The sequence below is a fragment of the Klebsiella sp. GW_Kp181 genome (assembly GCF_040062315.1).
Taxonomy (GTDB): Bacteria; Pseudomonadota; Gammaproteobacteria; order Enterobacterales; family Enterobacteriaceae; genus Klebsiella; species Klebsiella oxytoca.
Genome location: NZ_JBEAFR010000079.1, coordinates 24,099 through 38,992 on the forward strand (window position 1 = coordinate 24,099; position 14,894 = coordinate 38,992).

12 protein-coding genes are annotated in these 14,894 nt (G+C 60.0%); 9 read left to right on the top strand and 3 right to left on the bottom strand.

What is annotated here, in order from left to right; all coding sequences use genetic code 11:
• Positions 1–24: 24 nt before the first annotated feature.
• From ABLV11_RS21690 to ABLV11_RS21705, 4 genes are all read left to right on the top strand, one after another.
• The gene (locus ABLV11_RS21690; protein ID WP_004100400.1) at positions 25–750 is read left to right on the top strand and encodes a histidine utilization repressor; all 726 of its coding nucleotides are present in this window, start codon (positions 25–27) and stop codon (positions 748–750) included.
• 142 nt (positions 751–892) lie between these two features.
• A complete protein-coding gene (hutU, locus tag ABLV11_RS21695; protein WP_126488820.1) occupies positions 893–2,581 on the top strand; it encodes a urocanate hydratase in 1,689 nt (562 codons plus the stop codon).
• Positions 2,578–4,113, top strand: a complete 1,536-nt coding sequence (hutH, locus tag ABLV11_RS21700) for a histidine ammonia-lyase (protein ID WP_024273935.1) — start codon at positions 2,578–2,580, stop codon at positions 4,111–4,113. The genes hutU and hutH overlap by 4 nt, the downstream gene beginning before the upstream one ends.
• 100 nt (positions 4,114–4,213) lie before the next feature.
• On the top strand, positions 4,214–5,596 hold the full coding sequence (locus ABLV11_RS21705) for an amino acid permease (RefSeq protein ID WP_004100403.1): 1,383 nt from the start codon (positions 4,214–4,216) through the stop codon (positions 5,594–5,596).
• A gap of 99 nt (positions 5,597–5,695) precedes the next feature.
• Here ABLV11_RS21705 and ABLV11_RS21710 read toward each other — a convergent pair whose 3' ends face one another.
• Positions 5,696–6,172 (bottom strand): kinase inhibitor, encoded by a 477-nt coding sequence (locus ABLV11_RS21710; protein ID WP_016808907.1) that lies wholly within the window; start codon positions 6,170–6,172, stop codon positions 5,696–5,698.
• Between the two features lie 69 nt (positions 6,173–6,241).
• The gene (gene bioA / locus ABLV11_RS21715) at positions 6,242–7,531 is read right to left on the bottom strand and encodes an adenosylmethionine--8-amino-7-oxononanoate transaminase (RefSeq protein ID WP_348855776.1); all 1,290 of its coding nucleotides are present in this window, start codon (positions 7,529–7,531) and stop codon (positions 6,242–6,244) included.
• Between the two features lie 207 nt (positions 7,532–7,738).
• Between bioA and bioB the strand changes: the two genes are divergently transcribed.
• The 4 genes from bioB to bioD are packed head-to-tail and all read left to right on the top strand — an operon-like array spanning position 7,739 to position 11,387.
• The gene (gene bioB, locus ABLV11_RS21720; protein ID WP_004111537.1) at positions 7,739–8,779 is read left to right on the top strand and encodes a biotin synthase BioB; all 1,041 of its coding nucleotides are present in this window, start codon (positions 7,739–7,741) and stop codon (positions 8,777–8,779) included.
• Positions 8,776–9,933, top strand: coding sequence for an 8-amino-7-oxononanoate synthase (bioF, locus tag ABLV11_RS21725; RefSeq protein ID WP_064382976.1), 1,158 nt, complete (start codon positions 8,776–8,778; stop codon positions 9,931–9,933). The genes bioB and bioF overlap by 4 nt, the downstream gene beginning before the upstream one ends.
• The gene (gene bioC, locus ABLV11_RS21730; protein WP_126488822.1) at positions 9,917–10,672 is read left to right on the top strand and encodes a malonyl-ACP O-methyltransferase BioC; all 756 of its coding nucleotides are present in this window, start codon (positions 9,917–9,919) and stop codon (positions 10,670–10,672) included. Before bioF ends, bioC begins: the two co-directional genes overlap by 17 nt.
• Positions 10,665–11,387, top strand: coding sequence for a dethiobiotin synthase (gene bioD / locus ABLV11_RS21735; RefSeq protein WP_004100415.1), 723 nt, complete (start codon positions 10,665–10,667; stop codon positions 11,385–11,387). The genes bioC and bioD overlap by 8 nt, the downstream gene beginning before the upstream one ends.
• Here the strand turns inward: bioD and ABLV11_RS21740 are convergent.
• Entirely contained in the window at positions 11,329–12,051 is a 723-nt protein-coding gene (locus tag ABLV11_RS21740) for an ATP-binding cassette domain-containing protein (RefSeq protein WP_004100417.1), read from the bottom strand. The genes bioD and ABLV11_RS21740 overlap by 59 nt on opposite strands.
• A 711-nt stretch (positions 12,052–12,762) precedes the next feature.
• On the opposite strand from ABLV11_RS21740, the gene uvrB reads away from it, so the two are divergent.
• Complete coding sequence (gene uvrB / locus ABLV11_RS21745) at positions 12,763–14,778, top strand: excinuclease ABC subunit UvrB (RefSeq protein WP_004111544.1); 2,016 nt, start codon at positions 12,763–12,765, stop codon at positions 14,776–14,778.
• Positions 14,779–14,894: the final 116 nt, after the last annotated feature.

A 14,894-nucleotide genomic window follows, 5' to 3' on the forward strand; every position in this document is an offset into this window, starting at 1 on the left:
CCATTAGCACAAGGAAGCCCGGCCATGTTCTCATCGCAACCTCGTTCCGCGCCTGCGCCATTCTATGAAAAGGTGAAACAGGCTATTAGCGAAAAGATCCACAGCGGCGTCTGGCGGCCGCACGATCGCATCCCCTCGGAGGCGGAGCTGGTGGCGCAGTTTGGCTTTAGCCGTATGACCATTAACCGGGCGCTGCGCGAGCTGACCGATGAAGGCCTGCTGGTGCGATTACAGGGAGTGGGAACGTTTGTTGCGGAGCCAAAAGGACAGTCGGCGCTGTTTGAAGTGCGCAGCATCGCTGAAGAAATCGCTTCTCGCCATCATCAGCACCGCTGCGAGGTGCTGCTGCTGGAGGAAACTCAGGCTGACCTGATTCAGGCCGCAGCGCTGAACGTAGCCGCCGGAACGCGCATTTTCCATTCGCTGATGGTGCATTTTGAAAATGAGATCCCGGTACAGATTGAGGACCGCTGCGTTAACGCCGCCGTGGTGCCGGACTATCTGCATCAGGACTACACCGTCACCACTCCCCACGACTATCTGTCGCTGATCGCCCCCTTAACCGAGGGAGAGCACATTGTTGAGGCGGTGCAGGCTACGGCGGAGGAGTGCGCGCTGCTGCATATTCATGCCCACGACCCGTGTCTGCTGATCCGCCGCCGTACCTGGTCCACCACCCATATTGTCTCCCACGCGCGCCTGCTTTTCCCCGGCAGCCGCTACCGTCTCCAGGGCCATTTTGGCTCCTGAACGCTCTGCGCGTCGGCAAAACGTGATTGCTGACGCAATATAACAAAAATGTATCATTTCTGTTAAATCCTGTCTTGCGCATGCTTGTATAGACAAGTATATGTATTTACGTACACAACGTTAATTGTCAGGAGAACCCCCGATGTCGCAAAGCAAATACCGCCAGCAGGACGTACGTGCACCGCGTGGCACGACGTTAAATGCGAAGAGCTGGCTGACCGAAGCCCCGCTGCGTATGCTCATGAATAACCTCGACCCGGATGTCGCCGAAAACCCGCATGAGCTGGTGGTGTACGGTGGTATTGGACGCGCGGCGCGCAACTGGGAATGCTACGACGCCATCGTGAAGGCGCTGAAAAACCTCGAGAGCGACGAAACATTGCTGGTGCAGTCCGGCAAGCCGGTGGGCGTCTTCAAAACCCATGAAAACTCGCCGCGGGTGCTGATCGCTAACTCCAACCTGGTGCCGCACTGGGCAACCTGGGAACACTTTAACGAGCTGGATGCCAAAGGGCTGGCGATGTACGGCCAGATGACCGCCGGCAGCTGGATCTATATCGGCAGCCAGGGCATCGTGCAGGGCACCTATGAGACCTTTGTTGAGGCTGGTCGCCAGCACTATCAGGGTAGCCTGAAGGGCCGCTGGGTACTGACCGCTGGTCTGGGGGGCATGGGAGGCGCGCAGCCGCTGGCCGCGACTTTAGCGGGTGCCTGCTCGCTGAATATCGAATGCCAGCAGAGCCGCATCGATTTCCGCCTGCGTACCCGCTACGTTGATGAACAGGCGACGTCGCTGGATGACGCGCTGGCGCGCATTAAAAAATATACCGCCGAAGGCCGGGCTATCTCTATCGCGCTATGCGGCAATGCGGCGGAAATCGTGCCGGAAATGGTGAAGCGCGGCGTGCGTCCGGATATGGTGACCGATCAGACCAGCGCCCACGATCCGCTGCACGGCTATCTGCCGAAAGGCTGGAGCTGGGAAGAGTATCAGGCTAAAGCCGAGTCTGACCCGCAGAGCACTATCCTGGCGGCAAAACGCTCAATGGCCGACCACGTGCAGGCGATGCTGGCATTCCACGAAATGGGCGTGCCGACGTTTGACTACGGCAATAACATTCGCCAGATGGCTCAGGAAGTGGGCGTTGACGACGCGTTTGCTTTCCCGGGCTTCGTTCCCGCCTATATCCGCCCGCTGTTCTGCCGCGGCATCGGTCCGTTCCGCTGGGTTGCCCTGTCCGGCGACCCGCAGGACATCTATAAAACCGACGCGAAAGTGAAAGAGATCGTTAAAGACGATAAGCACCTGCATCACTGGCTGGATATGGCCCGCGAGCGTATCAGCTTTCAGGGACTACCGGCGCGTATCTGCTGGGTAGGACTGGAGTGGCGGCAGAAGCTGGGGCTGGCGTTTAACGAAATGGTGCGCAGCGGCGAAGTCTCCGCGCCGATCGTCATCGGCCGCGACCATCTTGACTCCGGCTCGGTCGCCAGCCCGAACCGCGAAACGGAAGCGATGCGCGATGGTTCCGACGCCGTTTCCGACTGGCCGCTGCTCAACGCTTTACTGAATACCGCCAGCGGCGCGACCTGGGTGTCGCTGCATCACGGCGGTGGGGTAGGGATGGGCTTTTCGCAGCACTCCGGCATGGTTATCGTCTGCGACGGTACCGATGAAGCGGCGGCGCGTATCGCCCGCGTTCTGCACAACGACCCGGCGACCGGCGTCATGCGTCATGCCGATGCGGGTTACGACATCGCTATTGAGTGCGCGACAGAACAAGGTTTGAATCTTCCGATGGTAGCAGCAACGCAGAGGCACGCTAAATGAACGCTTTAACACTGATTCCGGGCCAACTCAGCCTGTCGCAGCTGCGCGACGTCTACAGCCAGCCGCTGAACATTACGCTAGACGAAAGCGCGTTCGCGGCGATTGATGACAGCGTTGCCTGCGTCAACGCGATTCTGGCGGAAGGCCGCACCGCCTACGGTATCAACACCGGTTTTGGCCTGCTGGCGCAAACCCGTATCTCCACCGAAGACCTGGAAAATCTCCAGCGCTCACTGGTATTGTCGCATGCGGCGGGGATCGGCGAACCGCTGGATGACGATCTCGCGCGTCTGATTATGGTGCTGAAAATTAATAGCCTGTCGCGCGGCTTTTCCGGCATTCGCCTGAGCGTGATTCAGGCGCTGATCGGCCTGGTCAACGCCGGGGTAACGCCGTGGATCCCGGCGAAGGGATCGGTCGGCGCGTCCGGCGATCTCGCGCCGCTGGCGCATATGTCCTTAACCCTGCTTGGCGAGGGGAAAGCGCGGGTGCGCGGCGGGGAGTGGCTACCGGCGACGGAAGCGCTGCGTCAGGCGGGGCTTGAGCCGATTACTCTGGCGGCAAAAGAGGGGCTGGCGCTGCTCAACGGCACGCAGGCATCGACGGCGTTTGCCCTGCGCGGGCTGTTCGAAGCCGAAGACCTGTTTGCTTCCGCAGTGGTCTGCGGGGCGTTAACCACCGAGGCGGCGCTTGGATCGCGTCGTCCATTTGATCCGCGTATTCATGAAGCGCGCGGCCAGCGGGGGCAGATTGACGCCGCGGCGCTCTATCGCCACCTATTGACCGATGACAGCGCAATTTCCCAATCACACCATAATTGCACCAAGGTGCAGGACCCGTATTCTCTGCGCTGTCAGCCGCAGGTGATGGGAGCCTGCCTGACCCAGCTTCGCCAGGCGGCGGAAGTGCTGCTGGTTGAAGCCAACGCGGTCTCCGATAACCCGCTGGTATTTGCCAGCGAGAACGACGTTATCTCCGGCGGCAACTTCCACGCCGAACCGGTGGCGATGGCGGCGGATAATATCGCGCTGGCGATTGCCGAAATTGGCTCGCTGTCCGAGCGCCGAATCGCCTTGATGATGGACAGCCATATGTCGCAGCTGCCGCCTTTCCTGGTGAAAAACGGCGGCGTCAACTCCGGCTTTATGATCGCCCAGGTGACGGCGGCGGCGCTGGCCAGCGAAAACAAAGCGCTGTCGCATCCGCACAGCGTGGACAGCCTGCCGACCTCCGCTAACCAGGAAGACCACGTCTCAATGGCGCCAGCCGCCGGTCGCCGCCTGTGGGCGATGGCGGAAAATACCCGCGGCGTGCTGGCCGTAGAGTGGCTGGCTGCCGCGCAGGGTCTGGATATGCGTGAAGGCCTGACCAGCAGTCCGCTGCTGGAAGAGGCGCGCCACCTGCTGCGCGAGCGGGTGACCCACTACACCGAAGACCGCTTCTTCGCTCCGGATATCGAAAACGCCATTGCGCTTCTGGCCGCACGTCATCTTACGCGGCTGCTGCCTGCCGTGCTCTCAGACCAACGCTAAACCATCGCTGTTCTCTGTACCTGCGCCGGGAGGATATCTTCCTTCCGGCCACCCTACACGCATATTTGTCGTCGTATAAAAACTATCAGGACACTTGCATATGCAACAACAAAACAAGCCACACCTGCTGCGCGGGCTGAATGCCCGTCACATTCGTTTTATCGCGCTCGGTTCCGCCATCGGCACCGGGCTGTTCTACGGCTCGGCATCGGCGATCAAGGCCGCAGGCCCGGCGGTACTGCTGGCCTATCTGATTGGCGGCGCGGCGGTGTTTATCGTGATGCGGGCGCTGGGGGAAATGGCGGTACGCAACCCGGTTTCCGGCTCCTTCAGCAGCTACGCGCGACAGTATCTTGGCCCGCTGGCGGGGTTTATTACCGGCTGGACCTACACCTTTGAGATGGTGATCGTCGCCCTCGCGGACGTGACCGCTTTCGGCATCTACATGGGGCTGTGGTATCCCGATGTTCCGCGCTGGATCTGGGTGCTGAGCATTATCTTTTTTATCGGCGCCATGAACCTGTGCAGCGTGCGCGTTTTCGGCGAGATGGAGTTCTGGCTGTCGCTAATCAAAGTGGTGGCGATTATTGCCATGATTGTGGCGGGCGGCAGCATTATTTTCTTCGGATTCGGTAACGCCTTCCCGGCAACCGGGCTGGATAACCTATGGAGTCACGGCGGCTTTGCCCCTAACGGCTGGGAGGGGATCGTGGCTTCGCTCGGAATCGTCATGTTTGCCTTTGGCGGCGTTGAGATCATCGGCGTCACCGCTGCGGAAGCGAAGAATCCGCACAAGGTGATCCCGCAGGCGATCAATACGATTCCGCTGCGTATCGTGCTGTTTTATGTCTGCACCCTGGCGATTCTGATGGCGATTTTCCCGTGGAACAGCTTCGGCGAGCGAGGTAGTCCTTTCGTACTGATCTTCGATGGCCTGGGCATTCCGGCAGCGGCCACCATTCTGAATATCATCGTCATCAGCGCCAGCATTTCGGCGATTAACAGCGATATTTTTGGCGCGGGGCGCATGATGTACGGTATGGCGAAAGAGGGGCTGGCGCCGAAGAGCTTCCAGCGCATCGCCAGCAACGGGGTGCCGTGGATGACGGTGGTGGTCATGGGCGTGGCGCTGCTGGCGGCGGTGGTGCTGAATTATCTGATGCCGGAGCAGGTGTTTGTGCTGATTGCCTCGCTGGCGGCCTTCGCGACGGTATGGGTCTGGTTAATGATCCTGCTGGCCCACTTTGCGATGCGTCGCGGTCTGTCCGCTGAGGAGCGTAGCGCTATCGCGTTTCCGGTGCCGTTCTGGCCGGTTGCGCCGCTGCTGACGCTACTGTTTATGGGACTGGTTATTGCGGTGCTGGGGATGGTGGAAGAGACGCGGATTGCGCTGATCGCTGGTCTGGTGTGGCTCGGCCTGCTGACGGCGGTGTGGTTTGCGCGGGTGCGCAAAAACGCCGTGCAGGCGGTGACGGAGTCGTGATTGTTTTGGTTTACCCGGGTTGCGGCTGACGCCTTACCCGGGCTACCCAATCGCACTCACCTGTAGCCCGGATAAGGCGTTTACGCCGCCATCCGGGGATTAGCTAAACAGGGCGGTAATCGACGCGCTGCCGAGGCTGTGGAAATGGACGTTAAAGCCGACCATCGCGCCGCTTGCGCCCTCATCGACCGCAATTTTTTCGACGTCCAGCGCGTGGACGGTAAAGATATAACGATGGGTCTCGCCCTTCGGCGGCGCTGCACCGCCGTATCCGGTCTGACCGAAATCGGTACGAGTCTGAATGGCCTCTTCGGGCAGTTCGGCCTGGCCGGAACCGGCTCCCTGCGGTAACACGCGGGTATCGGCGGGAAGGTTGGCCACCAGCCAGTGCCACCAGCCGGAACCGGTCGGCGCATCGGGATCGAAACAGGTCACCACAAAGCTTTTAGTGCCGGCCGGCACCTCATCCCACGCCAGGTGCGGTGAAATATTATCGCCATCGTAGCCCATGCCGTTGAAGACATGACGATTAGGCAGCTTCTCGCCGTCCTGCAAATCATGACTGATTAATTTCATCGTCTCTCCTCGCATTAATTCACTGATTAGCAAAGAAGTGTAGCGCGTGTGCCGTGCCTTTACCGTCTCTTATTCGCTAAAAAATGTTTCATCCTGAACGGCGATGTTAACCGCCCGCGTCAGGCGGCTTAGCTGCTCCGGCGTAATGATGTACGGCGGCATCAGATAGATCAGGCGACCGAACGGACGTATCCACACGCCTTGTTCGACGAAGAAGCGCTGCAGGGCGGCCATATTAACCGGTCGATGCGTCTCAACCACGCCAATCGCCCCTAAGACCCGCACGTCGGCAACCTGTTCAGATTCGCGCGCCGGGGCCAGCTCGGCGTTGAGCTGCACTCCGATCCCCGCCACCTGCTGCTGCCACTCTCCGCTTTCCAGCAGACGCAGACTCTCGGTCGCCACCGCGCAGGCCAGCGGATTGCCCATAAAGGTCGGTCCGTGCATAAAGCAGCCCGCTTCACCGTCGCTGATGGTTTCCGCCACCTGACGCGTGGTGAGGGTGGCGGAGAGCGCCATGGTGCCGCCGGTTAGCGCTTTGCCAAGGCACAGAATATCCGCCGTAATCCCCGCGTGCTCGCAGGCAAACAGCTTACCGGTGCGGCCGAACCCGGTGGCAATCTCATCGGCGATCAGCAGGATACCTTCGCGATCGCACATTCTGCGGATCCGCCGGAGCCACTCGGGATGGTACATCCGCATTCCGCCCGCGCCCTGAACAATCGGCTCGAGGATCACCGCGGCGATTTCATGACGATGGGCGGCCATCAGTCGGGCGAACGGCGCCATATCCCGCTCATCCCAGTCGCCGTCGAAGCGGCTCTGCGGCGCCGGGGCGAAGAGGTTATCCGGCAAATAACCTTGCCACAGGCTGTGCATTGAGTTCGTCGGATCGCAGACCGACATGGCGCCGAAGGTATCGCCGTGATAGCCGTTGCGGAAGGTAAGAAAGCGCCGGCGCGGGTCGCCCTTCGCCTGCCAGTACTGTAGCGCCATTTTCATCGCCACTTCGACGGCAACGGAGCCGGAATCGGCGAGGAACACGCACTCAAGGCTTTCCGGGGTCATCGCCACCAGCTGGCGGCACAGGGCCACCGCCGAAGGGTGGGTTATCCCACCAAACATGACGTGCGACATCTGGTCGATCTGCGCTTTCATCGCCGCATTCAGGCGCGGGTGATTGTAGCCATGAATCGCCGCCCACCAGGACGACATGCCGTCAACCAGCTGCTCGCCGCCGGCGAGGGTCAGCTCGCAGCCGTGGGCGGCCACTACCGGATAGACCGGCAGCGGTGAAGTCATTGAAGTGTAAGGGTGCCAGATGTGGCGCCGATCGAAAGCGAGATCGTCCGTTGTCATAATCGACTTGTAAACCATTTTGAAAACATTTAGGTTTACAAGTCTACACTGAACTTACAATGAATCGTACACAAAATATTTCGCGCAGTATCGAGGCGGCAAACGAGAAAACCCCATGAGCAAAGTTCACTATGTCACTGGGGTGCGCGAGTGCAGCCAACAAAGAGGCTGTGTGAAATAGAACGTGTACGACTTTTGGAGAGGCTAATGGCTCACCACCCACGTTGGACAATGTCGCAAGTCACTGAGTTATTTAATAAACCATTTCTGGATCTGCTGTTTGAAGCGCAGCAGGTCCACCGTCAACACTTCGACCCGCGCCAGGTTCAGGTCAGCACGCTGCTGTCGATTAAGACCGGCGCCTGCCCGGAAGACTGCAAATACTGCCCGCAAAGCGCGCGCTATAAAACCGGCCTTGAATCCGAACGCCTGATGGAGGTTGAGCAGGTGCTGGAGTCGGCGCGGCAGGCGAAACAAGCCGGTTCAACCCGCTTCTGTATGGGCGCGGCATGGAAGAACCCGAACGATCGCGATATGCCGTATCTTGAGCAGATGGTTAAAGGGGTGAAAGCGCTGGGGCTGGAGGCATGTATGACGCTTGGCACGCTGAACGAGAGCCAGGCGCAGCGTCTGGCAGGCGCCGGCCTGGATTACTACAACCACAACCTCGATACCTCGCCGGAGTTCTACGGCAATATTATTACCACCCGCACTTATCAGGAGCGCCTCGATACCCTCGACAAAGTGCGCGATGCCGGAATTAAAGTGTGCTCCGGCGGTATTGTCGGGCTCGGGGAAACGGTCAAAGACCGTGCCGGGCTGCTGCTGCAGCTGGCCAATCTGCCGACGCCGCCGGAAAGCGTGCCGATCAATATGCTGGTAAAGGTCAAAGGCACGCCGCTGGCGGATAATGACGACGTTGATGCCTTTGATTTTATTCGTACTATCGCCATTGCGCGCATCATGATGCCGACCTCGCACGTGCGCCTTTCCGCCGGTCGCGAACAGATGAACGAACAGACCCAGGCGATGTGCTTTATGGCCGGGGCGAACTCGATTTTCTACGGCTGCAAGCTGCTGACCACGCCAAACCCGGAAGAGGATAAAGACCTGCAGCTGTTCCGCAAGCTGGGGATCAACCCGCAGCAGACCGCGGTGCTGGAAGGCGATAACGCCCAACAGCAGCGCCTGGAGCAGGCGTTGATGAACCCGGATACCGAGGAATATTACAACGCGGCGGCGCTATGAGCTGGCAGCACCGTATCGAACAAGCGCTGGCGGAGCGGCAGGCGGCGGATGCGTTGCGCCGTCGCCTGCCGGTGACCCAGGGCGCAGGACGCTGGCTTATTCGTGAAGGGCAGCGCTGGCTCAATTTTTCCAGCAACGATTATCTGGGCCTCAGTCAGCATCCAACGATCGTCAAGGCCTGGCAGCAGGGCGCGGAGCGCTACGGCGTCGGCAGCGGCGGTTCCGGCCACGTCAGCGGCTACAGCGAGGCGCACCACGTGCTGGAAGACCAGCTGGCCGACTGGCTGGGCTATCCGCGCGCGCTGCTGTTTATTTCCGGCTTTGCCGCGAATCAGGCGGTGATTGCCGCTCTCGCGGGCAAAGAGGATCGGATTGTCGCCGATCGTCTCAGCCACGCCTCGTTGCTGGAAGCCGCCAGCCTTGGCCCGGCGCAGCTGCGGCGTTTTCAGCACAATGACTCCCGACATCTGCGGGATCTGCTGGCGAAACCGCTATCCGGTCAGCAGTTGGTGGTGACTGAAGGCATTTTTAGCATGGACGGCGATAGCGCGCCGCTGGCGGAGGTTCAGCAAGCGTCGCGGGAGGCCGGGGCGCTTCTGCTGGTTGACGACGCGCACGGTATCGGCGCGCTCGGCGAAGAGGGGCGCGGCAGCTGTTATAGCCAGCAGGTTCATCCGGATTTGCTGATCGTCACCTTCGGTAAAGCGTTTGGCGTCAGCGGGGCGGCGGTCCTCTGCAGCGAAGCGCTGGCGGATTATCTGCTGCAGTTTGCCCGCCATCTCATTTACAGCACCGCCATGCCCCCGGCGCAGGCAGTGGCGCTCAGCGCCGCGCTGGGGGTGATACGTAGTGACGATGGCCGGCAGCGGCGGGAAAAGCTGGCTGGCCATATTGCAGATTTTCGCCGCGAAATGACCCATTATCCCGGCGAACTGACCCATTCTGACAGCGCGATTCAGCCGCTGATCGTCGGCGATAACGCTCGCGCGCTGCGGCTGGCAGCCTGTCTACGCGAGCGCGGCTGCTGGGCGACGGCAATCCGCCCGCCGACGGTTCCCGTCGGTAGCGCCCGCCTGCGCCTGACGTTGACCGCTGCGCACGATTCCGCCGATATTGCCCGGCTGCTGGAGGTACTGCATGACGGTGGTGAATAAACGCGCGGTAGCGGCGGCGTTTGGCCGCGCGGCGGGACAGTACGCCCGGCATGACGAATTACAGCGGCGTAGCGCCTCTCTGCTGCTGGCGCAGCTCGATATTAAAACCTTCCCCGAGGTGCTGGACGCGGGCTGCGGCCCCGGTAGCATGAGCCGCTTCTGGCTTGATGCGGGGAGTCGGGTGACGGCGCTGGACCTTTCCGTCGACATGCTGGCTGAAGCCCGCCGCGGCGGCTGCGCGCATTGCTACGTCGAAGGCGACATCGAAGCGCTGCCGCTGGCGAACGGCTGCGTCGACCTGGCGTGGAGCAACCTGGCGGTGCAGTGGTGCGACAACCTCGTCACCGCCCTTGACGAACTTTCCCGGGTGGTGCGGCCCGGCGGACGCGTGGCGTTCAGCACCCTACTGGCGGGCTCTTTGCCGGAGCTGAACCAGGCCTGGCGAGCTATCGATGAGCAGCCGCACGCCAACCGTTTTCTCAGCGAGCAGGCGGTGCGTGATGCGCTGGCCGGTCGCCGCGCGACCGGCCGCGTCCATGCCATTACGCTGCCGTTTACCGATGCGCTCAGCGCGATGCGCTCGCTGAAAGGCATCGGCGCTACCCATCTGCACCACGGACGCAGCCCTGCGCCGCTCAGCCGCGGTAAGCTGCGGCAGCTTCAGCTCGCCTGGCCGCAGCAGCAGGGACAAAGTCCGCTGACGTACCAACTTTTTACAGGAGTCATCGAACGTGATTAAACGTTTTTTCGTTACCGGTACCGACACCGAAGTGGGGAAAACCGTCGCCAGCTGCGCGCTGCTGCAGGCGGCTAACCGCGCGGGATTTCATAGCGCGGGCTATAAACCGGTGGCCTCCGGCAGCGACCATACGGCGCAGGGATTGCGCAATGAAGATGCGTTGGCCCTGCAGCGCAATAGCCGCGCGGTGCTGCGCTACGAACAGGTTAATCCCTTTACCTTTGCCGAGCCGACCTCGCCGCATATCATTAGCGCCGATGAAGGGAGGCCGATTGACGCCGCCGCGATCTCTGCAGGTCTGCGCGAACTGGAGGAACGGTCTGATTGGGTACTGGTGGAAGGGGCGGGGGGCTGGTTTACGCCGCTGTCAGAAACGCTGACCTTTGCCGATTGGGTACAGGCGGAGCGGCTACCGGTGATTCTCGTCGTCGGGGTCAAGCTGGGGTGCATCAACCACGCGATGCTGACCGCTCAGGCGGTGCAGCAAGCCGGACTGCCGCTGGCGGGATGGATCGCTAACGATATCCAGCCGCCGGGCAAGCGTCACTCTGAATATCTGGCAACGCTAGAGCGCGTACTGCCCGCGCCGCTGCTTGGAGAAATTCCGTGGCTGGCGAATGCGCAGCAGCGCGAGGATCTCGGCCAGTATCTCGATCTCAGCGCGCTGGATCCGGCGTCATCCATTTTGCCAGCAGCGGCGCATCCAACTGCATAACGTCGCCCTGGGCCACGCTGCGTCCACAGTGCAGGAGACAGAAACGATCCGCCACCCGACGGATAAACGGCAGGTGTTGTTCGGCGATCAGCACCGTCAGGCCAATATCGCGGTTCAACCGTACCAGTAAATCCCCGAGCTTGTGCAAAAAGCGCGGGCCGCCGCCGCGTGAGGGTTCGTCGAGGATCAGCAGGCGCGGGCGGGTTATCAACGCCCTCGCCAGCGCCAGCTGGTACTGGTCGTCGGCGGTCAGGGTAATCCCTTTACTTTGGCGCAGCGCGTAAAGCTCCGGAAAGAGCTCATAAATCTCTCCGGCCATGCCCGATGCGGATTCGCCGCCCGCAGCAAGGGCTATATGCAGATTTTCCTCAACGCTTAGCTGCGAAAAAATACGTTTATCCTGCGGGACGTAGCCTATGCCGATAGCGCTGCGCGACTGGGCGGAGAGCGGCATCAGGTCATAAGGAGCCGCCCCCGCGTCCTGCCAGGTCATACTGCCGCTGGCGACCGGCAGATGCCCGGTAATACAGTTAACCAGCGTGGTTTTACCCATGCCCTGACGCCCCATCACGCAGGTGCATTTCCCCGGCCAGAGTTCAAGGTCAACATTCCACAGCGTGTGCTGGCTTCCGTAATAGTGATTCACGGCACGTAGACTCAACATAGACGTTTTCTCCTTTCCTGAGATATCAGGCGACGAGAAGATGCTGCAAATCTCTTGCCAGGAAAAAGAACTCTCGGTTTTTGCCGTTGAATGCAGGCGGCGGCGTCAGAAAGCGGACGGCGCTTGCACTTTCCCGGTGCCCGCGCGCTGGAATGTGGTGCAAAAAATAATAAAAAATCCAGCTAATCTTTGCCGATAAACAGCAAAAAAAATTCAATAAATTTTTTTCGCAGCGGGTTTTGCCGGTCCGCTCGGTTTTGTTCGGGTGGCTTGGGTCAGGGGCTGCAGACAGTTATCCACTATTCCTGTGGATAACCTTGTGTGTTAGAGTTAGAAAACTTGCGGTAAGCTAGAGACTACGCGGCCTGCGGGCGAATTGACGCGAAACCCGTCTTTTATTAAATTTCATTAAATTTCAAATGCTTAAATAAAAGCAATGCCTGTAAGAAAAGTGTCACCGGCTGCCATAAAACATTCATCCACTCGCTTGACAAATGTTAAATGTCAATACTTTCTGGGGATAACCCCACAGAGTGGTGGATTATGCGCAAAAGCGCTATTTATTCGTCTATTCTGACGGCAAAAAGGGCTGATTCGCCCGGATACGATAATAGGATACTGTTTTTATATCCAGTATTTTTTATTGGCAAAAGCTGTGCTGGCGAGTAGAATTAAAGACCTGCCGTTCAACCCTTCTTCAGGTCCTGATAGATGAGTAAACCGTTCAAGCTGCATTCTGCTTTCCGTCCCTCCGGCGACCAGCCGGAAGCCATTCGTCGCCTGGAAGAGGGGCTGGAAGATGGCCTGGCGCATCAAACGCTGCTCGGGGTGACCGGCTCAGGTAAAACTTTTACCATCGCCAACGTCATTGCCGACCTGCAGCGCCCGACGATGGTGCTGGCGCCGAACAAAACGCTGGCGGCGCAGCTATACGGCGAGATGAAAGAGTTCTTCCCGGAGAACGCGGTGGAGTATTTCGTCTCGTACTACGACTACTATCAGCCGGAAGCCTATGTGCCAAGCTCGGACACCTTCATCGAGAAAGATGCTTCGGTAAACGAACATATTGAACAGATGCGTCTGTCGGCAACCAAAGCGCTGCTGGAGCGTCGTGACGTGGTGGTGGTTGCCTCGGTCTCCGCCATCTACGGCCTCGGCGATCCGGACCTCTATCTGAAGATGATGCTGCACCTGACGGTCGGCATGATCATCGACCAGCGCGCCATTTTGCGCCGCCTGGCTGAACTGCAGTATACCCGCAACGATCAGGCCTTCCAGCGGGGTACCTTCCGCGTGCGCGGCGAGGTGATCGATATCTTCCCGGCGGAGTCTGACGACGTCGCGCTGCGCGTAGAGCTGTTCGATGAAGAAGTCGAGCGCCTGTCGCTGTTCGACCCGCTCACCGGCCACATCGAGTCGACGATCCCGCGCTTTACCGTCTACCCGAAAACCCACTACGTCACTCCGCGCGAACGTATTGTCCAGGCGATGGAAGAGATCAAAACCGAGCTGGCGGAGCGGCGTAAGGTGCTGCTGGAAAACAATAAGCTGCTGGAAGAGCAGCGCCTCAGCCAGCGTACCCAGTTCGATCTCGAAATGATGAACGAGCTAGGCTACTGCTCGGGGATTGAAAACTACTCGCGCTATCTGTCAGGGCGCGGGCCGGGCGAGCCGCCGCCCACGCTGTTCGACTACCTGCCGGCGGATGGTCTGCTGGTGATTGATGAATCCCACGTCACGATTCCGCAAATCGGCGGCATGTACCGCGGAGACCGGGCGCGTAAAGAGACGCTGGTGGAGTACGGTTTCCGTCTGCCGTCCGCGCTGGATAACCGTCCGATGAAGTTTGAAGAGTTTGAGGCCCTGGCGCCGCAAACGATCTACGTTTCGGCAACGCCGGGCGCCTATGAGCTGGATAAATCCGGCGACGAAGTCGTCGACCAGGTTGTCCGCCCGACCGGGCTACTGGATCCGGTCATCGAAGTGCGCCCGGTAGCCACTCAGGTCGACGACCTGCTGTCGGAAATTCGCCTGCGCACCGCGATCAACGAGCGCGTATTGGTCACCACGCTGACCAAACGGATGGCGGAAGACTTAACCGAATATCTGGAAGAGCACGGCGAGCGGGTGCGCTATCTGCATTCGGATATCGATACCGTCGAGCGTATGGAGATTATCCGCGATCTGCGCCTCGGCGAGTTTGACGTGCTGGTAGGGATCAACCTCCTGCGTGAAGGTCTGGATATGCCGGAAGTCTCGCTGGTGGCGATCCTGGACGCCGATAAAGAAGGCTTCCTGCGCTCTGAACGCTCGCTGATTCAGACCATTGGCCGCGCGGCGCGCAACATCAACGGTAAAGCGATTCTCTATGGCGATAAAATTACGCCGTCAATGGCGAAAGCGATCGGTGAAACCGAACGTCGCCGCGAGAAGCAGCAGGCCTATAACGAAGAGCACGGTATTGTTCCGCAGGGGCTGAATAAGAAAGTGGTCGACATTCTGGCGCTCGGTCAGAATATTGCCAAAACGAAAACTAAGGGGCGCGGCAAGTCTCGCTCGCCGGTTGAGGCGGATGTCGTGGCGCTCACGCCGAAGGCGCTGCAGCAGAAGATCCACGAGCTGGAAGCGCAGATGATGCAGCACGCGCAGAATCTGGAGTTCGAAGAGGCGGCGCAAATTCGCGACCAGCTTCATCAGCTGCGCGATCTGTTTATCGCCGCTTCGTAGCGGAGTTGCCAGATAAATATCGCCCGGGCTTTACCGGTGCTTCAGGGGGAGGGCGTGCGGTGTTTTTCGTGGGGCGGGTAAGGCGTTAGCCGCCACCCGAGAGAAAAGCGAGCGCA